Below are 21,192 nucleotides of genomic sequence, written 5' to 3'. Positions count from 1 at the left end.
GGCATGACAACAAGCAGAACGGGGTCGTAGTGCTCTGGCGTACAAAGACAGGGACAGGGCGGAACTGCCGGACGCTTGCGACACGTTACGCGATGGTTATTCCGCGCCCGCGATGCCCGTGACGTCTTCGGAAATCTCCTCACGCACCTTCGGTCCCTTCGCGAGTCGCCGGCCGAGCGCGGCGACGAAGGCGTCGTACCGCTCGCCCGCCTGTGCGCGTGCGGCCGCCTGGGCTGGCTCCGGCAACGGCGGGTTGGTGGTGAGCCAGTGGCGGACGAACACCGCGAGCATTTCCACGGAAATGCCGAGGTCGCGTTCCATGCGTGTCATGCGCCGGTCGAGCTGGTCCAATCGCTTGGTGGTCGCGGCTTCCTGGCGCTCGGCGGTGTCGGGTGACAGGAAGGATGCGATCGCCGCTTCCGCGACCAGGGATCGCGATTGATCGCGACGCGCGGCATAAGCGGTGAGCGCCTTCATGATGTCCGGATCGAGATAGACCGAGAGGCGCTGCTTCTTCGGAATCTTCATGATCGCCACGCTCAGAGGTCCATCCCATCGTTGGGATCGAGCGAGACCTGCCGCGCGATGCCCTGCATCACCTGGTTCAGCCGGCGTGCGCGCGCGGCGTCGTCATCGGCGTCGTCGGGACCATCGAGGTCGAACTCGTTGTTGATCGGCGCCTTCTTCTCGACGGTCCCGGCCTTGTTCAGCTCGGGCTGGTGGCGGCGTTCCGAGCCGGTCGGATCCTCGTCGTCGCCCTGGCCATCCTTTGCGGCGGCGCCCTCGATCTCCGGCCGCGGCGGCAGCGGCATCTTGCTCCAGTCGTCCGACTTTGCCGCCGCTGTCTTTGCCAGCGCCGGCGGTGGCAGGATGCGTTCCTGAAACCGACGATCCTCGAAGTAGCGCGCCTTCTTCGCGCGGATCGGCGGCGTTCCGGAAACCATGACGATCTCGTCGGCGGGTGGGAGCTGCATCACCTCGCCCGGCGTCAGCAGCGGGCGCGCGGTCTCCGATCGCGACACCATCAGATGGCCGAGCCATGGGCTCAGCCTGTGCCCGGCATAGTTCCGCATCGCGCGCATCTCGGTCGCGGTGCCCAGCGCATCCGACACGCGCTTGGCCGTCCGCTCGTCATTGGTCGCGAAGCTGACGCGGACATGGCAGTTGTCGAGGATCGAGTTGTTCGGGCCATAGGCTTTCTCGATCTGGTTCAACGACTGCGCGATCAGGAAGCTCTTCAGGCCATAGCCGGCCATAAAGGCCAACGCGGACTCGAAGAAGTCGAGGCGCCCGAGCGCTGGAAACTCGTCGAGCATGAGGAGCAGACGGTGTCGGCCTCCCTTTGCCCGCAGGTCCTCGGTCAGGCGGCGTCCGATCTGGTTGAGGAGAAGCCGGATCAGCGGCTTGGTGCGCGCGATGTCGGACGGCGGCACCACGAGGTAGAGCGTCGATGGCCGCGTCCCGCCGACGATGTCGGTGATGCGCCAATCACAGCGGCGAGTCACTTCGGCCACTACCGGATCGCGGTAAAGCCCGAGGAACGACATGGCGGTGGACAGCACGCCGGACCGCTCATTGTCTGATTTGTTCAGCAGCTCACGCGCCGCCGACGCGATGACCGGGTGCGGTCCAGCTTCGCCGAGATGCGCCGTCTTCATCATGGCGGCGAGCGTCGACTCGATCGGCCGCTTGGGGTCGGACAGGAAGGCGGCGACGCCGGCGAGCGTCTTGTCGGTCTCGGCGTATAGAACGTGCAGAATGGCGCCGACCAGCAGCGCGTGGGACGTCTTCTCCCAATGATTGCGGCGTTCCAAACTCCCTTCGGGATCGACGAGAATGTCGGCGATGTTCTGGACGTCGCGAACCTCCCATTCGCCGTGGCGGACCTCGAGCAGCGGGTTGTAGGCGGACGACTTCGCGTTGGTCGGGTCGAACAGCAGCACCCGGCCGTGTCGGGCGCGGAAGCCGGCGGTGAGCTGCCAGTTCTCGCCCTTGATGTCGTGAACAATGGCGGAGCCTGGCCAGGTCAGCAGCGACGGCACAACAAGGCCGACGCCCTTGCCGGAGCGGGTCGGGGCGAAGCACAGCACATGCTCAGGTCCGTCATGACGAAGATAGGCGCCGTCGAACCTGCCGAGCACCACACCATCGGGTCCAAGCAGGCCGGCCGCCCGGACTTCATCGGCTCGCGCCCAGCGCGCCGAGCCGTAGGTCTCGACATTCTTGGCCTCGCGCGCGCGCCAGACCGACATACCGATGGCGACCGCGATGGCGATGAAGCCGCCGGATGCCGCGATATAGGCGCCCTCGACGAAAACGTGCGGTGCATAGGCATCGTAGAAGTACCACCACCAGAAGAAGGCCGGCGGATAGTAGATCGGCCAGCCGAAGAGTTCGAACCATGGCCGGCCGAGCTGCGGCTGGAAGCCGAGCTGCCATGCCGTCCACTGCGTCGCGGCCCAGGTGGTCGCGAGCACAATCAGGGAGACGACAAGGATCTGGCCCCAGAGGATTTTGGTGGCCGACATAGTGGAGTCCTTTCTTGATGAGGCGCGCTGTTCACAGGCCCAGCCTCCGCTTGCGGCCGAAGCTCCAGTCGATGCCGCCATCGCTGCGCGCGAGACCGGAGACATGCCGGCCGAGTTTCTTTTCGAGTGAGGGCGACCAGGGCACGAGCTGGAAGCCGAGGCCGTCATCGATCATCGCGAAGCGGCCGGAGGCGAGCGCGATGCGCCGCTGGTAGGCGCCAGCGACGTATTCCCCCGCCGCGGCCTTATTGAATGGGCGGCCGCTCTCTGCCGCGATCTTGGCGCCCACGGCGTCCAACTCGCGCCGGCGGAGCGTCTCGATCAGGTTGCGGCTGAAGCTGACGCCGCGGTTCTGACGTTCGGCCAGACCTCGCCCAATCAGGTGTTCGGCGCGCCGGTCCAGGGCGTCGCGCACCTCCGCGCCGAAGCCCCCGCCACCGAGCGCAACCGGCTCGCGGGCGATCGCCTGTCGATCAAGCCAAGTGGCGCCGGTCGCGGTGATCTGCTGCTCGATGGTGAGGTCTGATCGGACCGCCATCGCGACGCGACGCTGCCCCTTCGCGTCGTCGAACCTGCGCAGCTCGACGATTGAGCCGGGCGCGCTATCGCCGGCGGCGTCGAGATCGGGCAGCTTGATGTGATGGGTGCGGCCGTCCATGCCGTCGACCACGGCATAGGCTGTACCCTTCAGCTCATCGTCGAGACCGCGGGCGACCAGCCGGCCGACCACAGGATCGTCCAGACTTTCCCCGGCGAGCACATAGTTGGACGCGCCGCGTTCGATGCTGTGTTCTGAAAGGCCGCGATGGATGCGCTTGATGATGTCGCCGCGTTCGCCGAGCTCGCGCAGCGTCGTCTCGGCATTTTCGGAAACAGTCCACTGGCCGGGGCCGACCTGGTCGGCAAGCCCGAGCGATTCCAGTTTGCGAAGGCGCCCGACCTTGAGCGCATGAAATTCGTCGGGCTGGCGGTTGGGATGTGGCGCGAGGTCGATGACGCCGGTGCGATAGCCGTCGCGTGCGAGCTGCCGATCGAGGTTGGTCCAGCGCTCGGTGTCGATCTGACGTTCCAGGGTGCGACGGATCTCGTGATCCGTGCGCGGCCCCAATTCCTGCGTGATCAGATCCCGCGCCCGATCACGCATGCCTTCCTTGATATAGTCGCGGGAGATGACGAGGTTTTCGCCATCCTCGCGCACGCCACGCACAATTAAATGGACGTGCGGATGTTCGGTATTCCAGTGATCGACGGCGACCCATTCGAGCTTGGTGCCGAGGTCCTTCTCCATCTGGCCGACCAAATCGCGGGCGAAGGTCTTGAGGTCTGACATCTCCACGGCGTCGTCCGGCGAGACGATGAACCGGAAATGATGCCGGTCATCCTCGCACCGTTCCGCGAACGCCTTCGGATCAGCGTCATCGGCGCCAGGCCCGAACAGCCGGGCCTTCTCTCCGTCCCGGGTGACGCCCTCGCGGCCCAGATAGTTCAGGTGGGTCGCGAGCGGCGCGCTCCGTCCGCCGTGACGGACGACACGCGCCTTGACGACGGCGCCGCGCGAGCGGGACGTGATGAACCGATTGGCCTGCACTGATGCGCGCTGGCCCCGGCCGAACCGGGAGCGGTGGTTCGGGCCGATCGTCCCCTTGCGGGAGACCGAGCCGCCGGCGCGCTGGGCGGCGGCCAAGGCTTGGGCGATGAACGGCCTCGCGCGCTGCGCGCTGGTCGATCGGATGCGGCCTGGCCGGACGCGGAAATCGTTGTCGTCGCTCATGGCGGCAAGACCGCACATCGCGCGATAGCGCTGATTTGCTTATGAAATCGCCGGAGCCGCAGGCTGCGCCGAACAGGCGCACCTCGCGAATTCGCAGCGTAAGCCATTGAAAAAGCACAACCGAACCGAGGCGCACATCGCGCCCCTTTATCCTGCCATCGTGCGGTTGTGTTGTCCTGCTTCCCCCTCCACGCACTCCATGATGCGCTGGAGCCCGCCAGACCGCGATCCGAACGAAGCGCCGTCATCGCGGGCCTCCGCCATCCGAGCGCGCCACGAACAGGCCCGAGGATTGCGGGACGATCGCGGAAGTCTCGCGCGCCCGAGTTGCTGCCAGAGCGTCGTCCGGAGTGCTTTCCGCCTGCGCTGGATCGACGCTGGTCACGTTGTTGGCGCGCGTGATGAACAGCGGCGCGCGAGTCCAGGCGCGAGGATCAGCCGCGGCGACGGTGGTTGCACCCGGCAGGTCACCGCCGCCGAAGGAAGGGATCAATGCGGCCACATAGGCGCGGGTCTCGGCCGGCAACGGGCGGCCCGCGAGATATTCTTCGTAGCGCCCTGGCCCCGCATTGTAGGCTGCAAGAAACCCCGGCGAACCGTAGCGATCATGCATCTCGCGCAAGTAAGCTGCGCCAGCCAATATATTGTCGCGCGGATCGTATGGGTTTCGCCCGAGACCATGGCGGACGCGCAGCTCCGCCCAGGTAGCAGGCATGATCTGCATCAAGCCCATCGCCCCGGCAGAGGAGATCGCGCGCACATCGCCGGCGCTTTCCGCGCGCATGACGGCGCGAATCCACGCGGCCGGGATGCGGAAGCGCCGTGCGGCCTCTTCAATGTAGGCGGCGAACGGATGGGCCGTCGCCGTCCGCGTGCCCGGTGGGTTCTGCGCGCTCGCTGTGGCGTTAAACGGCACGGCGAGCAGCAGGCCGGAAAGGAGAAGGAGGCATGTCAGTCGGACGGCGCTTGGCCGCCCGACGACAGCTTGATGGCGCGGGCCGGACATCGTTCAGTCCCGCTCGCCGCGCTTGGGCGGGCGGTTCCAGTGCAGATTCCAGGCGGATTTGTCTTCGGCCGATTGGAACAGATTGGCGCGGATTGGCTGGGCCAAGGTGGGATCGTCGATCTGCAGGGAGACGTAGTCGCCGGCTTTCTCACCGGTGCGTTTCCATCCGGCGCCGATCTCGGGGCCGTCATCGCTGCCGTGGTGAACACGGTAGTCCGGCGCGTTCTCAGCGTCGGTGTGCTCGGCGGGGACGAGCACGATTTCGGCGTCGAGCGAGAGCGTGCGGATGTGGCCGGCGTAGCCGTTCTTCGTGCGGGTGAATTCGCCGATCTGCGGCATGGGAAGACTCCTTTGCTGTGCGGTGAGGTCGGATAGGCGCGTCGTTCACCGCGTCGCGGCGCGCCATTGGAAGCGGCCGCCGCCGTCTTCATCGGTCCACACAGGCGTTGCGCGGCCGATGATCGAGCGGGTGGAAATCGGACCGAAGTAGCGCCCGTCGAGGCTGTCCTCGACGGACCAGTTCATGAGGAAGATCTCGCCGTCGGCGATGCGCCGGCAGCCCTGCCAGACGGGCAGATGGCGGCCGAGACGGTCGCGCGTCAGCGCTTCACCCATCGCGACGCCATCGACGGTGACGTGTGCGCCGGTGCGGCAGACCTGCTGGCCGGGAAGGGCGGCGACGCGTTTCATGAGGGGGACGCCGCGCGGCACGTAGCCACGCTCGGCGAGGAACGATGCGAGCGGCTCAGGGGCGTCCACGGCGACGAGGTCAGTCACTTGAAGGCGTGGCGACCGGTCGAGCGAATAGAGTCCGATCGGCGTGCTGGCGGACGCGTTCCAGATCAGCCGGGGCGTGATGTGGATGAAGGACAGGCCACCGATCAGCATCACGGTGAAGTACGTCGTGATGACGTAGCCGAAGCGGGTCATGGCTCGACCCTTCGGCGCAAGAGGATGGCCCGGTGCTGCTGCGCGGTGTAGTTGCGCGGTTCCTGGCCGGCGACGAGCCGGTTATGAACGTGGCGCCAATGGTGCGGCGAGACCTCGGCGGGATTGATGCCGCTGGACTCGATCGCGTCGACGATCTGCAGGACGCGCTCGACGTGTCGCCAGCTCTCGGCCTTCAGCAGAATGTCGCCGCCGGGGCGCACGAAGGGCAACGTCTGATAGGGTTCGCCCGGCGAAACCGCGCGCACGATGTCGATGCGCGAGAGGACCGTTCCGAAGTCGTTGGACGCCCAGCGGACAAGCGCGAAAACGCTGTGGGGCGGGAAGCTGACGACGCGCCGGCGGCGGTCGAGAATCTGTTCGTGGACCTCCTGTCCGAACCGGATCCAATATTCGATCCTTTTCTCGATCCAGGTCAGCTCGACATGGGTCAGGCCGGCGACGTTCGGCGTCGCGGCGCGACGCAAGTCGGCTGCGCCGTTCATGGCGTTGCTCCATCGGTTGGGGGAAACTCGCGGGCGAGTAGCTCGCGCAGCATGTCGGCGACGGTGACCCCACGCTGAAACGCGGCGATCTTGATCTGGCCACGCATGTCGGGCGTGACGTCGATGGTGAGGCGCGCGGTGAAGGTGGCGGTGTCGCCGCCGCGCGGGTGCCGCGGATTGGGGGCTTTCACCCAGCTCTCTGGATCGGCTGGACGTGCAGTGAAGGCGCGTTTGTGGGGCCGCTCCGTCATGGTGCGATCCTCCCGACCTCAGTGCAGAGTGCGGTGATCTCGCGCGCAGCGGGGCTGCGTTCGTTGATCTCGGAGACCAGGCGGCCGGAGCGTGCCGCGTCGGCGAAGGTGACGCGCTGGCCGACGGTGCTGGTGAGTACCGGCGGATCGTGATCGGCGAGCGTCTCGGCCGTCTCGCGCGCGATGACGGTTCGCGCTCCGCAGCGATTCAGCACGAAGCGGGCGGCGAGCTGGGGGCGGTAGATCCGCGCCTCGCCCAGCAGCGAGAGCATCTCCGCGGACGCCCAGCCATCGAAAGGCGATGGCTGCACGGGGATCAGTACCAGGTCGGCGGCAAGCAGCGCGGACCGCATCAGGCTGGCGACGCGCGGTGGCCCGTCGATCACCACATGATCGGCGTCTCGCGCCAGCTCCGGCGCTTCGCTGTGAAGCGTATCCCGCGCCAGGCCGATGACACCGAAGAGTCGCGGCAGGCCTTCGCGTGCCCGCTGCTGGGACCAATCGAGCGCGGAGCCCTGTGGGTCCGCGTCAATGAGTAGGACGCGCCTTCCCTTGCTCGCCCATTCGCCGGCGACATGCAGCGTGAGCATCGTCTTGCCGACGCCACCCTTCTGATTGAGGAGCGCGACGATCATGACGCGCCGCCGCGTCGCACGGGCATTCCCCCGGCGGGCGTCGCCTGTCGTTTTGCAGGGTGGACAACACCGTGGCCCGGATCTGATGTCGACTGCCGTGTGCCGCGATCCGCCCAAGCCTGAAGATCGTCGAGGGCATAGACAATGCGTCCGCCGAGCTTGCGATAGACCGGTCCCGTGCCGTAGGTGCGGTGCTTCTCCAGCGTGCGACCGGATAGGCCGAGGAAGCGCGCCGCCTCGGATGTGCGGAGATAGCGTGGCGGGGGGTCGAGTCGCGCTGCTGACATTGGGGCCTCCGGTGGATCGGCTGCCCCGCCGGCGTGCAGTGGCGAAGCGGCGACCACGATGGCGAACCACCGGCGTCAGGGTGGATGACGGAGTGAGACCCCTCTGTGCGCGTACCCCCCTTGTGCCCCTCGTTCGATGGGGACCGCAGGGAGTCAGCGGCCGGCCAGCAAGCGGAGATAGCCGCCGCGCACCATCGTCTCGGCATCCTTGACCAAACGGATTGTCTGGGCGCGGATGGACGACGTTTTCCATTCGGTGGCGGACTGCCGCGGCGTGTCGAAAAGCACGCCGGCGATTTCGCGATAAGTCGCGCCTGCGGATCGGCCATCGAGCGCACGCACCATGCGCACCAGCCGCAGGCGGCGGCGCGGTGTGAGCGTGAGCGCGCGCGGTAGCGGACCGGGGGCGCGTCCAAATAGGCGGCGTTGGAATCGCAATGCCGCTTCGGCGCGGATGTGGAAGTTGTCGTCGAGCGGCAGCAGAACGGCGAGCGGTTGAGCCGGGTCGATGGCGCCGACGACCAAATGATGATCGCCGTCGGGATCGGCTAAAATGATCGCACCTTCGCCTCCGGGTTGCGCGTGCAGTGTGGCGTGAGTTAGGTCGAGCTGGTCGAGTCGCTTGGCGGCGAGAAAGACGGCCGGCGCTGGTTCAATCAGCAAGACGCTGGCGACAAGCTCTGGCCGCCAGAAGATCGCGGTCTCGCTAGCGGAGCGGTCGGGATCGAGCAGGAAAGCGCAACCCCCATTGCGGGGTGGCGCTCCTATGCGGCAATGAAGCGCTCTCGCGGCTGGCCGGGGTGCCGCGCAGGCGGTCATAGTCGCTGCGATAGTCGGGATTGCGGCGCAGAAACTCCCACGCGAACCCTTGCCGTTCCAAGCGGTTCAGCGCGCGTTCGGTTGTCTGCAATCGCCAATCCGGCGGCTCGGCCATACGCGTCTCCTCGTCCGCGCTCTGAGTGGCCCCCTGCGCGTTAAGCCTCGCCGCCGACGAGGCTCGGCGGAAGTCCCCAAAACTGCGGGGCGCGATGCCTTGCACAACCGGGAGGAGTGTCCCGCTCTAGGACACGCGGGGACGGAGGAGCTCGCGATAGCCCGTCGTGGTCATCCAGCGGGCGCGGGCGAGATGGCTTTGATGAATAACGCGAGCGCGGTCGGGGTCATCGTCGGGGTCGAATCCGAAGATGATTTGCACCGCCTCACGCCAATCGGCCCCTTCCGCGTCGGCGTCCAGCAACCGGATGTAGGCGGCGAGATGGCTTTCATCGTAAGCCGTGAGACGGTTGCTCTCGGGCGGACGATCCAGGAAGTCCATCGTGATCATCGGCGCGTCCATCTGTCTTGGTTAATTGATCGTATCGGCTCCGCCAAGGCACACCAGACCGACAAGTGAAATTTCCCGATGCTTTTCACGCATCACGGCAGCCCGCTGGCGGCATCACGCTCAGCCGACGCGGCCGTGTATTATAACACGTAGCGATATAATGCACTATTGTCTCCTATCCTGCGGATGGACATTCGCAGAATCTTTGGAGCCAACGTCAGGAGGTATCGCGTCGCTGCCGGTCTGAGCCAGGAAGCGGTCGCCGTGAAAATGGGTGTGGACCGCGCCTATGTGAGCGGCATGGAGCGGGGCCAGCAAAATGTCACGCTGTTGACGATGTGGCATTTGGCGGAAGCGTTGAACGTGAAACCCGCCGACCTCCTCGATGAGACGGTGGAAGTCACTGAAACATGACTCTACGCGAGTCGCGTTACAATTCAGCTCGCGTCCCGATCCGACCAACCGGACCTGCGGAAACGCGTAGGGTTGGCCAACCGGCGATCCGGAAAAGCGACAAGGTGCAAAGCCGGAAGGCCAGCCCGTTCGGGCCAGCCTCGAGGTGGTTTCGCGTGCGTGCCTTGGCGGGGCCTTGAAGGACTGCCCCGCCCGAGGATCGGGCGGGGCGTCGCTGGCGGTTAGTCGGCGCGGCGGCCGTTGGGACGAGACCAAATCAGGCTGTAGCCCTCGCCGTCCTCGTCGTCGAAGAGGTTGGCGTAGATCGGGGCGGTAAAGCTCGGGTCGTCGAGCTTGAGGCCCAGATAATCGCGGCCCTCGTTGGAGCGCTTGGCCCAGGCGGCGCCGATCTCGACGCGGCCCACGAAGACGCGGTGGCTGGGGGCGTTCTCGCCGGAGCGGTTGGCCTCGGGAACGATGCGGACGTTCTTCGCCTGGACACTGAGGGTGACGATTTGGCCGCTGAACTCGTTGCCGGTCTTCTTGAAGGTGCCGATGGTCGCCATGGTAGTTCTCCTTGATCTCTGTTTCGAGCCCGCACCATGCGGCCTCGATGGCGATCGGTTGGCCGGAGGCGATCGGCGCCGCACCTGCTTGCAGGCCGAAGCGCAGCGGAGGATGGCAGCCAGGCGACTTTGTTGTTTCGCGAGGAATGCCGGCGAAGCCGGCAGGGGAAGAAAGTCGATCGGCGCCATTGCGGCATAGGCGGTCGAGGCGCAGCCGGCCTTCGGCCAGATCAGCCCATCGAAGAGGCCGCTTGGAGTGCTCGATCAGACAGAGGTGTATCGAGGAGAACGTGGCTCGACCCGTCGCCTTCCCCAATGGACCGGCACGTTTAGCGCAACATTCCGTATCGGCGTCCGGCGGACGAAAGTGGGATCGTCGCCCGGCCGCGTAGACGAAAGACGTCTCAGGGATCCACCATTGTGGAGTTGAGGAGCAGCTTCGCCGATTGGCTTGTGTTCCCGGCGGGCTTCGATGTGGGCTGCTCACGTCTAGTCGAGAGGCGCTCTATGGCATCGTCTCGCCAACAAACGACTAGGACGGCGTATGCAAGCCTTGCTCGGCCGCCCCTGCCGTGCAGCCCGCTTAAGCGCGCGCCATGCCGCCTTGTCCCGTAGGCGCGGTCCCAGCCAACGTCGTCACGCGAACGAATGCGGTGACGCCGACTGCGATGGCGCCGATCACAGAGAAGATGATCGGCCACGTCTCGGACGGCATAGTGTGTTTCACGATGCCGTGGGTGGCGTGATAGCCGGCGATTGCGGCCGGCGCGACGAAGGCGATGGCGATCGCGAGCCTCAGCCAGAGCGGTTTCACGAACACGAGCAGGAGTTGGCCCACGCCGAGTGTGACCAAGCCCGCGACAAATCCAACGGCAATAGCTCCGAGCCATCCCGCGCCTGTGCCGTAAGCCCATGCGCCAACTGTGACGCCAGCGAACAAGGGCAGCGCATAGACCGCGAGATAGAACATCAAGCAGCAGAGAACGCCGATCGCGGCGATGCTGGCGATGATACCAATGAAGATCATGGCGATGGTCTCCCGTGAGAGAATGTTTGACGGTCGCGCCATCCACCACCACCGCGGCGCGAGCAGAAGTATAGCTGAAAACAGACGCCAGCGGGAGGAGAATTCCCGTTGGCGTTCTGCGGTGCAGCTTGCGTGGCACTTCGCCCCTTCATGGTTGGAAGGGGTCGAATTCGTGGATGACGGTGCCGGGATCGCCGTCATACTCGGCGGCGAGCATGACGCCGTAGTTGCCAGCGTCAGCATGAAAGACGACGACGCAGGCCATGAGGGTGGTGGCGAGGTTCCAGCCGTTTGCGAGTGCGAGGGCTTGAGACATTGATCCGGCTCCTGTGTTGAGGCGGGGCCATCCCCGCGCGACAGGCGCCCGATGTGTCCGACCGAGGGCCGCAATCACCGCGCAGGCAAAGACGGAGCGGCGGCACGCTTCAGCGTAAGCCGACCCCTTGTGGGTTGATGGCGTCAGGCCCCTCGGCCGGACCAAGGATCAGCGCTGGTAGACGCGGGGTGGCGCCCGTCGGCAGGAGCCGTTACTCAAAGGCCGTCGCCGACCATGCGTGAAACCTCGCTATCCTCACGGTGCGCTGACCGATCGGCTAAGGTGCGCTTACGAGTCGACATGATGGTTGAGGCATGCGGCATGACGGAGTTCACGGGACGCGAGTTGCATCTGGTGAAGAAGGCGCTCGCGATTGCGGTGCTGGCGATCGAGCGACAGGCGGGACCGTTTCAATCGGCGTCCGATCAGAGCGATATGAAGGCGCTGCTCGACGGCCTGATCGAGAACGACACGGAGTTGGCGCACTATGCTCGTGCGGCCCGGCTCGCGGTGACGGGTGAAGCGGACTGAAAGGCGGTTTTGCGGAAAGCCGTTGACCCGCCGTTGCGGTTTCACGTCATTGCACGGGAAGGGTAAGGCGGCGCTCACGCGCCGCCGAACTTCCAGACCGGGATGCCGAGCTTCTTCGCCTTGTCAGCGAGGTTGTCCTGGATGCCGGTGCCCGGGAAGTGCAGGACGCCGATCGGCAGGGTCTCCAGCAACGAGTCGTTGCGCTTGAACGGTGCGGCTTTGGCGTGCTTCGTCCAGTCGGGCTTGAAGGCGATCTGCGGCACCTTGCGGTTGTCGGCCCATTTGGCGGCGATTAGCTCCGCACCCCTCGGCGATCCGCCGTGCAGCAGCACCATGTCCGGGTGCTTGGTGTGAACTTGATCGAGCTTGGCCCAGACCAGCCGGTGATCGTTGAAGTCGAGCCCGCCAGTCAATGCCACCTTCGGCCCCGCTGGGAAGAGCACCTGATTCTCGGCGCGCTTCTTCGCCGCCAGGAAATCGCGGCTATCGATCATCGCCGAGGTCAGGTTGCGATGGTTGACCTTCGATCCGTTGCGCGGCCGCCAGGCCGAATGGGTGTGGTGCTCGAACTGGTCGGCGGCCTGGTCGCGCATCAGCTCGAAGGCGTTGCGGCGTTCGATCAGCGTCTGGCCTTCCGCCGTCAGTCGCTCCAGCTCGACGGATTTGACCTCGCTGCCGTCCTGCTCCCGTTGCGAGCGCTGCTGGGACAGCTCGTTGTCGTCGAGTTCACGTTCGATCCGTTCGATGGCCCGATGGAAGACGTTCACCGTCGACCAGAGCAGGTCCTCGAGGTCGGGTTCGAGGCGAGTGTCACCAAGCGCCACCACGAGGGCGTCGAAGATGTCGGAGATGCTGCCGGCGAGGATGTTCGCTTCCGGAAGCGGCCTGGCATCGGGCTCGTCATGGAAGGGACGATAGCCATAGAGCTGGAGTTCATGGAGGACTTGGTCGGTCGGGGATGAACTGTGGTGCGGTTCGAAAGCGTCGTCGTGGTCGGGGGTCATCGCAGTTTTCCTTCGCTTGATCGGCCGCGCCCATCGCGGCCTTCATGGCGACGAAGGCTCACCGGCGGGGCGGACTGGCAGCCCGAGCGCAGCGAGGGCCTTGATGGCTAAGGCCGGCTATTTTGTTTCGCGATGGAAAGCGGCCCACTGGGCCGCGCCGGAAAATAGTCGGCCGCCGCCATTGCCCGGCCGGCCCGACTGTGAGCCCGATCGCCCTCTCAGAAGGCCGTGGGCGTGGTCCTCTCCGGCGCCGAGGGAAAGATGGCCGCCGACCTTATGGCGACGACGCTGCCCGCGCCCCATCCCCGTTCCGGCTACGCCGCCAGCTCCATGAAGCGGGCGACGTCCTGCGCAGCGATCTGCACCCGGCTGGCTGCTCGAAGCGCGTCGATGCCGAGCAGGCGGAGATCCTCGTTGAAGTCGCCGAGCCGTGGCGAGATCACGATCGCCTCGATCCCGGCCTCCTGCGCCCGGTCGATCAACGTCGCCATCGCGCCGTTACCGGCCGGATCATCGTCGCGGGCGATGTAGAGTCGCCGCAGCGTGTCCGGGAACAGGATGGCGGAGAGATGCGCCGCCGAGAGGGCTGCGACCATCGGCATGGTCGGCAAGACGCATCGGAGCGAGAGCATCGTCTCGATGCCCTCGCCGGCCGCCATGACCTCGCCCGCCACGCCAAATCGAACGGCGTGACCGAGAAGGTCACCCATCGCCCGTCTCGGCGTGTCGATCGGCGCCTTGCCGAGCGTCGTCTCGCTGAAGCCGCCGGGATCGAGCCAGGTGCGATGCGCGCCGGTCAGATGGCCGGAGAGATCGGTGACGGCGGCGATCATCGCCGGCCAAGTCTCGGTCGGGCTGTGGTCGTCGGGCCGATAGTAGCAGCGTGGATGGAAGCGCAGGCTTCCGGTTCGGTGCAAAGCCGTAATGCCGCGACGACGCAAATACGACTCTACGGGGCTGCGTTCCATCGGCTGCGACATCGCGAAGAGTCGCCGCGCCGCCTCCGGCGATCCTGCCGGTGCGCTGGGCTTGCGCGAGCGGGCACGATCAAGCTCGGGCTCAGGATGCGGCAGGCTGAGGAACGAACGTGCCTCATCGGCGACATCCTTGAAGTCGATCAGGCCGCAGCTTTCGCGGATGACATCGAGCAAGTCGCCATGTTCGCCCGTGGCGGCGTCGGTCCATTTGCCGGCAGGCCCTTTCGGCGACTCCTTGAGCCGGACGAACATCGAGCGGCCCGGAGTATTGCGCACGTCGCCCACGAGCCAGTAGCCGCCTTCGCGGCGGCCGGCGGAGAGGTAATGGCGGCACACCGCTTCGGCGTCACGCGCGAGACGGTGTGCCAGTTCGGAGGCGTCTTGGCGGGCCATCACGCCGCCTCCCGCTCGCCAATACGCTCGACCGGATAGTGGTCGAGGACTTTGGCCAGCACTCCGGCGCCGGCGGGATCGGTCGGCACGAACATGCGCAGCTTCCACGAGATGATTTCGCCGAAGAGGCCGTAGGCGCGCAGGCGGTCGCGCATCGTGTCGGAGAAGCCCGACAGCTCGATGCGGTGAGCGCCCATCACGCGCACGCGGTGGAGCTGCAGGCCCTCGGCGAGGTCGAGAACGGTGCGGCCTTCCATCAGCGCTGCGAAGGCGGCATCCGGTGTCAGGGCGGTGGTTCCGGTCACGGTCGCGTTCGCCGCCCAGGCCGGCGAGACTCTGCGGCCGATGATGCGCTCGCCCGCGTCGGTCTGAAGCCGATACACGCGCGTCGACTCGTTCGGCAGGCGCTTCCAAATCGGCAGCAGCAAACCGGCGACGATATGGATCGTGCTGTCGGCGAACTCGGGGACCTCGGCCAGTTCACGAGTCCAGGCGGCCGCAAAGGCCTCCCGCTCTGCCGCCTGCCAGTGGCTCTCGTCCATCATCTTCAGCGAAGCGTGATGGTGCTCCATCGGCCGGATCAGCCGCACGCGGCGTTCGATCTCGCCATCATCGAGCATCAGGCTCGGCGCCGGGATCTGCACGGCGGCGCGGCCCGAGCGCTCGTTGACGAGCAGCATGGCGCGGGGATCGGCGAGGTGGTCCAGCGCCTCATCGAGCGTCACCGGGCGATTGCGCCGGCGTTCGGTGATGGTGAGCAGCCGGGTCTCCGCGCCCGTCGCGGGATGGGTGTAGATCGCGCGGCGATCAGTGACGACGAAGCTCTCGGCCCGCAGCGTCTCCAGGCCGAGGTCATAGACGCCGCTGGCGATGGCGCCTTCGATCTTGGCGTTCAGCAACTGCTCGAACGCGGTGAACAGCACGCCTTGCAGATCGATGGTGAGCGCCAGCAGGCGGTTGAGGAAGGTCGTGATCGGCGGCAACTCGTCCTTGATGCCGTTCGCGTCCATGAGCTTGAGGCCCGTGGCGTCCTCGAACATCTGGAGCGAGCAGTCTTCGATCTTGCCGCGGACGAGCAGCAGATAGAGCTGGCGCAGCGCGTCGCGGGCGTAGTGGGATTCGAGGTTGTCCTCGGGCCGGAACAGCCCCTGACCGCCGGTCTGGCGCTGGCCGCGCGTGATCGCGCCCAGCGTGTCGAGGCGGCGAGCGATGGTCGAGAGGAAGCGTTTCTCCGCCTTCACGTCGGTGGCGATCGGCCGGAAGAGCGGTGGCTGGGCCTGGTTGGTGCGGTTCGTCCGCCCGAGGCCTTGGATCGCGGCGTCGGCCTTCCAGCCGGGTTCGAGCAGATAGTGGACACGCAGCCGGCGGTTCCGCGCTGACAGTTCGGCGTGATAGCTGCGCCCAGTGCCACCCGCCTCCGAGAACACAAGGATGCGCTTCAGGTCGTCCATGAAGGCGGCGGTCTCGGCGAGATTGGCGGAGGCGGCGCGGTTCTCTACGACGAGGCGGTCGCTTTTGCGCACGACGCGGCGCGAGCGTCCGGTCACTTCGGCGACGAGGTCGGTGCCGAAGCGCTGGACGATCTGGTCAAGCGCACCGGGCACCGGCGGGAGCGAAGCCAAACGCTCGATCAGCTCGTTGCGGCGGGCGACGGCCTCGCGGCTTTGCACAGGCTGGCCGTCCCGAAAGACGGGCCGGGACGAGAGATTGCCCTCGCTGTCGGTGAACGGCTCGTAGAGTTGCACCGGGAAGGAGTGGGCGAGGTAATCGAGAACGTACTCGCGCGGCGTGATGTCGACGCGGACGTCGTTCCAATCCTCGGTCGGAATCTCGGCGAGCCGGCGCTCCATCAGCGCTTCGCCGGTCGAGACGATCTGGATGACGGTGGCGTGGCCGTCGGCCAGGTCTTGCTCAATCCGGCGGATCAAGGTCGGCGTCTTCATCGAGGTTAGCAGATGGCCGAAGAAGCGCTGCTTGGCGCTCTCGAAGGCCGAGCGGGCCGCCGACTTCGCCTGCCGGTTCAGCGTGCCGCTCTCGCCGGTGATGTTGGCGGCCTGCATCGCCGCGTCGAGGTGATTGTGGATGATCGAGAACGCCCCGGCATAGGAATCGTATATGCGGCGCTGTTCATCGGTGAGCTGGTGCTCGATCAGCTCATACTCGACGCCGTCATAGGAAAGCGAGCGGGCGGTGTAGAGCCCGAGCGAACGCAGGTCGCGGGCCAACACCTCCATGGCGGCGACACCGCCATCCTCGATCGCCTCGACGAATTCGGCGCGGGTGGCGAAGGGGAAGTCCTCGCCGCCCCAGAGGCCGAGCCGCTGGGCGTAGGCGAGATTGTGGACGGTCGTCGCGCCGGTGGCCGAGACATAGACCACGCGCGCCTTGGGCAGGGCGTGCTGGAGGCGCAAGCCCGCGCGGCCCTGCTGCGAGGGGGCGACGTCGCCGCGTTCGCCCTTGCCGCCACCGGCGTTCTGCATGGCGTGGCTCTCGTCGAAAATAATCACTCCGTCGAAGTCGGAGCCCAACCATTCAACGATCTGGCGGACGCGCGAAACCTTCTCGCCACGGTCGTCGGACCGCAGCGTAGCGTAGGTTAAAAATAGGACGCCTTCGGCCAGCCGGATCGGTTTGCCCTGCGCGAACCGCGAGAGCGGCGTGATGAGCAGGCGCTCCATGCCGAGGGCCGACCAGTCGCGCTGGGCATCCTCCAGGAGCTTGTCGGACTTCGATATCCAGACCGCCTTGCGCCGGCCCTTCAGCCAATTATCGAGAATGATGCCAGCCGACTGACGGCCCTTGCCGGCGCCGGTGCCGTCGCCCAGCATGAAGCCGCGGCGAAAGCGGACGGCGTTCGGCGCATCGTCGCGGGACGCGGTGACGAGATCGAAGGTCTCATCCACGGTCCAGGCGCCGGCGAGATAGTCGCCATGCGCCTCGCCGGCGTAGATCACCGTCTCGAGTTGGGCGTCGGAGAGGAGGCCGTCGCTGACGAGGTCGATCGGCAACCGCGGCCGATAGCTCGGCTTCGGCGGCGCGACCGAGGCCATGGCGGCGGACTGCACCAGCTTGGTCGGGTGCGCCTGGGCTCCGAGAATCTGGATCGATTGGAGCCGATATTCCTCATAGATCGCATCGCTGAGGAGCGCGCTTTCGGGCGACGTCCAGTTGATCGTCTCATAGGCGAGATCGATCGCCTCCGGATCGGCAACGGACGGCTTGACCGGCCCCGCCGCAGCGGCACGCGCGAGATAGCCCCGCACCGTCCGCGGTGCGGCGGCGGCCGACATGGCGATGGCGAGGCTCGGCGCGAGCGCCAGGCGCGCCGGAACGTGCTCGGCGATCCAGCTCAGCAGCGTGGCCACGTCAGGCGCGATGCCCCGCGATTCCGGCAGGGTGGCCGGGTTCTCGGCGGGCGTCTTGTCGATGACGATCAGCCGCGTGTCGATGGTCGTGCCGTGCTTGGCATAGACCGCGCCGTCGATCGCGGCGGTGAAGACGATGCGGCCGCGTTCCTGCAGATGGACGAAGGCGTCGCGCCAGGCCGGGGCGTCGGGCCCGAAGTTTGCGCCGGTGATCGCCACCAGCCGCCCGCCGTCGGCGAGGCGGGCCAGGGCCGAGGCGATGTGGCGATAGGCGGTGTCGGCCATGCGGCCGGCGACGTTGGCCATCGCCGAGAAGGGCGGATTCATCAGGACGACGCTCGGGACGACGGCGGTATCGAGGTGATCGTCGATCTGAGCTGCGTCGAAGCGTGTGACGGACACGCCCGGAAAGAGGGAGGAAAGCAGCGTCGCCCGGGCCTCGGCCAACTCGTTCAGGACAAGCGCACCGCCGGCGATCTCGGCCAGGATGGCGAGGAGGCCGGTTCCCGACGAAGGCTCCAGCACGCGGTCCGTCGGCCCGATGGCAGCCGCGATCAGGACCGCGAGGCCTAGCGGGGTCGGCGTCGAGAACTGCTGGAAGGTCTCGCTCTCGGCGGAGCGGCGCGTGTGGGTCGGAAGAAGCGCGGCGATCTTGACCAGGGCGGAAAGTCGTGCAGCCGGAGAGTCGGCTTTGCGGAACAGCGCCTTTCCGTATTTGCGCAGGAAAAGAACGGTCGCGGCCTCGCAAGCGTCATAAGCCGTCTTCCAGTCCCAGGCGCCGGAGGCGTCGGAGGCGCCGAATTCGGCTTCCATGGCCGCGCGCAGGATCGCGACGTCGACCCGCTGGCCGCGCTCAAGATGAGGGAGGAGTTGCTGGGCGGCAGCGATGATGGCGCCGGCGGCGTCGGGATGAGGGACCGGCGACAGCGGCGCGGCCTGGTCGGCCGCGATCGGAGAAAGATCGTTCATGAAGGGAGCCTCGGGAGAGCGGGAAAGGGCGAGCCGGCCGGCGCTCTCTCTCGGACCGCACGGCTCAAACCCCTTCCGGCCGCCCTCTCCCTCTCATCACGCCGCCGCTTTCACGGCGCGCCACCACGCAATCCGCTCGTCGCGGCTGGCGTTGGCCAGTCGACGCAGGAGATGGCCGTGGCAGGGGAGCGGCGCGCAGAAGCAGACAAGGTCGCGGCCGCGCAGCTCGTCGAGCGCACGCAGCAGATGGTGCTGATTCGCCAGCCAGCGTTCATGCTTCGCGATGACGGCGGCCCGATCGCCGTCAGGGCCGATCCGGAACGGATTGCCCCATTTGCTGCCGCGGCCGATATAGACGGCGCCGGCTGGGACGCCATTCACGCGCTTGTTGAGAACCTTGCACATCTGCTCCGCCTCCGATCCGTTAAGCGGTCTCGGCGAAGGACGGTGTAAAGCGGCGACGGTCACGCGCCCTGCGCGGAAACGGCTTGCCCGTTGACCGGCGCCGCGCGGCGTCCAGGCAAGACAAGCCCGAGGATCGTGGGCGGTGTCACAAGGTTCGGAGAGCGAGGTGCTGACCGTCAGCCGAAACGGCGGCCGCCGGCGGTGAAGGTGTAAGCGTTGGCGGTGATGGCCTTGTCGACGAGGTGGTCCGAGGTCAGGTAGTCGTATTTGCGTTCGAGCTGGCGATAGAGCCAACGGGCGAGATCGCGCAGCGCCTCGATGACGGTTTCCTCGGCGTCGGCGGTCATATCCTGCCAAGTCGGGCTGTCGCGCTCGACCGAGATCGCCATGCTATATTCGTGGTAGTAGCGGTCGCGATGCGTCACGGTGGCGTGGAGTTGGTAGAAGTTTCGTCGCTGGATCGCCTGCAGGACATCGGCGATCCGATGAAGCTCATCGTCCTTCGGCGCATGACCGCGGATCGTCCTCGGCGCGCCCGTCGCATGGCCGTAGCGCCCCTCGAAACAAGCGCCGTCGCCCTGACTCCAGAAGCCGGAAAACCAGATGCAGGGCTTCTGCCGTGTGCCGCCGCCGTAAAGGCGAACCGGCACGGTCTTGAGGTCGACGCCGATGATCGCGCAAATACGCTCGAAGTCGTCATAGACGAACTCGAACCAGTCATGGTCGAAGCCGGTCTGGCGATACCAGGCACGGGCCTTCTCCTTTGCCGCGTCGGAGAGTTCATCGAGGCGATAGACCGTGGTTTCGATGATCTCAGGCATCGGGATCATCTCCTTCCAAGGCGCGGCACAGCCATTCGTTGGTGCTGGTCCAGCCGACGCTCTTGCGCGCGCCGAGGTCGATCACATGCGCGCCGCCGCCGAAGGCATCTAGGCGCGGCTTCGAGCAGGTGTTGGCGTATTCGAAGCCCCAGAGGCCTTTGAGGTCGAATTCCTCCGCGCAGAGCACGACAAACTCGATCACGCGCTCAGGGTCTCCTGAACAGTCGTCGCGAATCCACAGTCCTGATCCGCCTTCCGTCTGGATTGAAAGGTTGAAGCCCTCCGAGAAGCGAAGGCCATCTTCATCCTCGGGCGTGTTGTCGTAGAGCTCGAGGGCGCGCACAGCGTTTTCGGGCGTGCCGACGTCGAGCAGGCATGAGAAGTGAGTGAAGTAGTCGGCCATGTCAGTCTCCTTAAAATGCGAAAGCCCGGCGCGTGGCCGGGCTTCGGGTGGGTTCGGGCGTGGTTGCGATCAGGCGGCGGGCGGATCGTGGATCCGGTCGTCGTCGAATTCGACGTCCTCGATGACGGGCTCACAGCCCTCCGACGTGGTGCGGTCGATGTAGGCGATGACGCCTTCTCGTCGCTCGTCACTGTCGATGTGTTCCGGGAACGCCGTCGACTCCATTGCGGCGGTGGCGGCTACTTTCGCCTTCTCGATCGCTTCCGCGTCAGACGCAGCCTCGATGGTCGCGCTGTCGAAGGCCCGCAGCCAGAAGGCAATCTTGACGACATATTCGGTCATGACACGCCTCCTTCGTCATCGGGATCGCGTGCGCCCGCGAGAATCGCCTCGGCCTTCGCGATCGCGGCGTGCGCCCGCTGGCGCCAGAACGGTTCGTCGGTCAGGCCGCCATCGGGCGGGAGCGCGAAAACTTTGAGCAGGCCAAGCAGAACTTCGAAGTGCTCGGCCCTGCGCTGAAGGGCCTCGCCGAAGTGGGCGGGGATCGGAAGCGCCGGGACGGTGTAGGGCGGAACGTCGCCCGGCCAGGCGCCGGTCACATAGGTCTCGCCGGCGGATTCGTAGTCCTCCTTCTGCCCCTCCCAGTCATCGTCTTCGATGGCGAGACGGCAGGCTTCGGCCAGCGTGTCGGCCTGGTAGCTGCGTTGGCGATAGATCGGAATGCGGTAAGTGGATTCGATGGTGAACGTGGTCATGATGGTCTCCAGACATGAAAAAGCCCGGCAGG

At 66.3% G+C, this 21,192-nt stretch carries 25 protein-coding genes; 2 read left to right on the top strand and 23 right to left on the bottom strand.

What is annotated here, in order from left to right; all coding sequences use genetic code 11:
- Positions 1–96: 96 nt before the first annotated feature.
- From KIT25_05605 to KIT25_05550, 12 genes are all read right to left on the bottom strand, one after another.
- Entirely contained in the window at positions 97–531 is a 435-nt protein-coding gene (locus KIT25_05605) for a ribbon-helix-helix protein, CopG family (GenBank protein ID UYN97833.1), read from the bottom strand.
- A gap of 8 nt (positions 532–539) precedes the next feature.
- A complete protein-coding gene (locus tag KIT25_05600) occupies positions 540–2,528 on the bottom strand; it encodes a conjugal transfer protein TraG (GenBank protein UYN96416.1) in 1,989 nt (662 codons plus the stop codon).
- A 31-nt stretch (positions 2,529–2,559) separates the two neighbouring features.
- Entirely contained in the window at positions 2,560–4,299 is a 1,740-nt protein-coding gene (locus KIT25_05595; GenBank protein UYN96415.1) for a DUF3363 domain-containing protein, read from the bottom strand.
- Positions 4,300–4,543: 244 nt separating this feature from the next.
- Positions 4,544–5,305: a lytic transglycosylase domain-containing protein gene (locus KIT25_05590; GenBank protein ID UYN96414.1), complete on the bottom strand. Its 762-nt coding sequence runs from the start codon at positions 5,303–5,305 to the stop codon at positions 4,544–4,546.
- A gap of 3 nt (positions 5,306–5,308) precedes the next feature.
- Positions 5,309–5,644 (bottom strand): DUF736 domain-containing protein, encoded by a 336-nt coding sequence (locus KIT25_05585; protein UYN96413.1) that lies wholly within the window; start codon positions 5,642–5,644, stop codon positions 5,309–5,311.
- 45 nt (positions 5,645–5,689) lie between these two features.
- Positions 5,690–6,235 (bottom strand): S26 family signal peptidase, encoded by a 546-nt coding sequence (locus KIT25_05580; GenBank protein ID UYN96412.1) that lies wholly within the window; start codon positions 6,233–6,235, stop codon positions 5,690–5,692.
- Entirely contained in the window at positions 6,232–6,738 is a 507-nt protein-coding gene (locus KIT25_05575) for a DUF2840 domain-containing protein (GenBank protein UYN96411.1), read from the bottom strand. Before KIT25_05575 ends, KIT25_05580 begins: the two co-directional genes overlap by 4 nt.
- Complete coding sequence (locus KIT25_05570) at positions 6,735–6,989, bottom strand: hypothetical protein (protein ID UYN96410.1); 255 nt, start codon at positions 6,987–6,989, stop codon at positions 6,735–6,737. Before KIT25_05570 ends, KIT25_05575 begins: the two co-directional genes overlap by 4 nt.
- A complete protein-coding gene (locus tag KIT25_05565) occupies positions 6,986–7,624 on the bottom strand; it encodes an AAA family ATPase (protein ID UYN96409.1) in 639 nt (212 codons plus the stop codon). Before KIT25_05565 ends, KIT25_05570 begins: the two co-directional genes overlap by 4 nt.
- A complete protein-coding gene (locus tag KIT25_05560; GenBank protein UYN96408.1) occupies positions 7,621–7,911 on the bottom strand; it encodes a helix-turn-helix domain-containing protein in 291 nt (96 codons plus the stop codon). The genes KIT25_05565 and KIT25_05560 overlap by 4 nt, the downstream gene beginning before the upstream one ends.
- Positions 7,912–8,064: 153 nt before the next feature.
- Complete coding sequence (locus KIT25_05555) at positions 8,065–8,730, bottom strand: DUF2285 domain-containing protein (GenBank protein ID UYN96407.1); 666 nt, start codon at positions 8,728–8,730, stop codon at positions 8,065–8,067.
- Positions 8,731–8,971: 241 nt separating this feature from the next.
- Positions 8,972–9,247: a DUF2285 domain-containing protein gene (locus KIT25_05550; GenBank protein UYN96406.1), complete on the bottom strand. Its 276-nt coding sequence runs from the start codon at positions 9,245–9,247 to the stop codon at positions 8,972–8,974.
- A 174-nt stretch (positions 9,248–9,421) separates the two neighbouring features.
- Here KIT25_05550 and KIT25_05545 point away from each other — a divergent pair, with 174 nt between their 5' ends.
- A complete protein-coding gene (locus KIT25_05545) occupies positions 9,422–9,649 on the top strand; it encodes a helix-turn-helix transcriptional regulator (GenBank protein UYN96405.1) in 228 nt (75 codons plus the stop codon).
- Between the two features lie 221 nt (positions 9,650–9,870).
- On the opposite strand, the gene KIT25_05540 is transcribed toward KIT25_05545, so the two are convergent.
- The 3 genes from KIT25_05540 to KIT25_05530 all read right to left on the bottom strand — a co-directional run bounded on the left by KIT25_05540 (position 9,871) and on the right by KIT25_05530 (position 11,537).
- Complete coding sequence (locus KIT25_05540; protein UYN96404.1) at positions 9,871–10,194, bottom strand: DUF736 domain-containing protein; 324 nt, start codon at positions 10,192–10,194, stop codon at positions 9,871–9,873.
- A 583-nt stretch (positions 10,195–10,777) separates the two neighbouring features.
- The gene (locus tag KIT25_05535) at positions 10,778–11,221 is read right to left on the bottom strand and encodes a hypothetical protein (GenBank protein ID UYN96403.1); all 444 of its coding nucleotides are present in this window, start codon (positions 11,219–11,221) and stop codon (positions 10,778–10,780) included.
- Positions 11,222–11,369: 148 nt separating this feature from the next.
- Positions 11,370–11,537, bottom strand: a complete 168-nt coding sequence (locus tag KIT25_05530) for a hypothetical protein (protein UYN96402.1) — start codon at positions 11,535–11,537, stop codon at positions 11,370–11,372.
- A gap of 321 nt (positions 11,538–11,858) precedes the next feature.
- On the opposite strand from KIT25_05530, the gene KIT25_05525 reads away from it, so the two are divergent.
- Positions 11,859–12,068, top strand: a complete 210-nt coding sequence (locus KIT25_05525) for a hypothetical protein (GenBank protein ID UYN96401.1) — start codon at positions 11,859–11,861, stop codon at positions 12,066–12,068.
- A 74-nt stretch (positions 12,069–12,142) separates the two neighbouring features.
- On the opposite strand, the gene KIT25_05520 is transcribed toward KIT25_05525, so the two are convergent.
- The 8 genes from KIT25_05520 to KIT25_05485 all read right to left on the bottom strand — a co-directional run bounded on the left by KIT25_05520 (position 12,143) and on the right by KIT25_05485 (position 21,160).
- A complete protein-coding gene (locus KIT25_05520) occupies positions 12,143–13,072 on the bottom strand; it encodes a DUF2493 domain-containing protein (GenBank protein ID UYN96400.1) in 930 nt (309 codons plus the stop codon).
- A gap of 314 nt (positions 13,073–13,386) precedes the next feature.
- Positions 13,387–14,442, bottom strand: coding sequence for a toprim domain-containing protein (locus tag KIT25_05515; protein UYN96399.1), 1,056 nt, complete (start codon positions 14,440–14,442; stop codon positions 13,387–13,389).
- Positions 14,442–18,776 carry a strawberry notch family protein gene (locus tag KIT25_05510; GenBank protein ID UYN96398.1) on the bottom strand — a complete coding sequence of 1,445 codons (4,335 nt, stop codon included), beginning with the start codon at positions 18,774–18,776 and terminating at the stop codon, positions 14,442–14,444. Before KIT25_05510 ends, KIT25_05515 begins: the two co-directional genes overlap by 1 nt.
- 96 nt (positions 18,777–18,872) lie before the next feature.
- Entirely contained in the window at positions 18,873–19,181 is a 309-nt protein-coding gene (locus tag KIT25_05505; protein ID UYN96397.1) for a DUF4326 domain-containing protein, read from the bottom strand.
- Between the two features lie 176 nt (positions 19,182–19,357).
- The gene (locus tag KIT25_05500) at positions 19,358–20,002 is read right to left on the bottom strand and encodes an antitoxin of toxin-antitoxin stability system (GenBank protein UYN96396.1); all 645 of its coding nucleotides are present in this window, start codon (positions 20,000–20,002) and stop codon (positions 19,358–19,360) included.
- The gene (locus KIT25_05495; protein UYN96395.1) at positions 19,995–20,405 is read right to left on the bottom strand and encodes a hypothetical protein; all 411 of its coding nucleotides are present in this window, start codon (positions 20,403–20,405) and stop codon (positions 19,995–19,997) included. Before KIT25_05495 ends, KIT25_05500 begins: the two co-directional genes overlap by 8 nt.
- Positions 20,406–20,474: 69 nt before the next feature.
- Complete coding sequence (locus KIT25_05490; protein ID UYN96394.1) at positions 20,475–20,747, bottom strand: hypothetical protein; 273 nt, start codon at positions 20,745–20,747, stop codon at positions 20,475–20,477.
- On the bottom strand, positions 20,744–21,160 hold the full coding sequence (locus KIT25_05485; protein ID UYN96393.1) for a hypothetical protein: 417 nt from the start codon (positions 21,158–21,160) through the stop codon (positions 20,744–20,746). The genes KIT25_05490 and KIT25_05485 overlap by 4 nt, the downstream gene beginning before the upstream one ends.
- Positions 21,161–21,192 lie beyond the last annotated feature (32 nt).

Source organism: Enhydrobacter sp., from assembly GCA_025808875.1.
GTDB lineage: Bacteria > Pseudomonadota > Alphaproteobacteria > Reyranellales > Reyranellaceae > Reyranella.
This window is presented reverse-complemented; position numbering and strand designations above follow the sequence as displayed.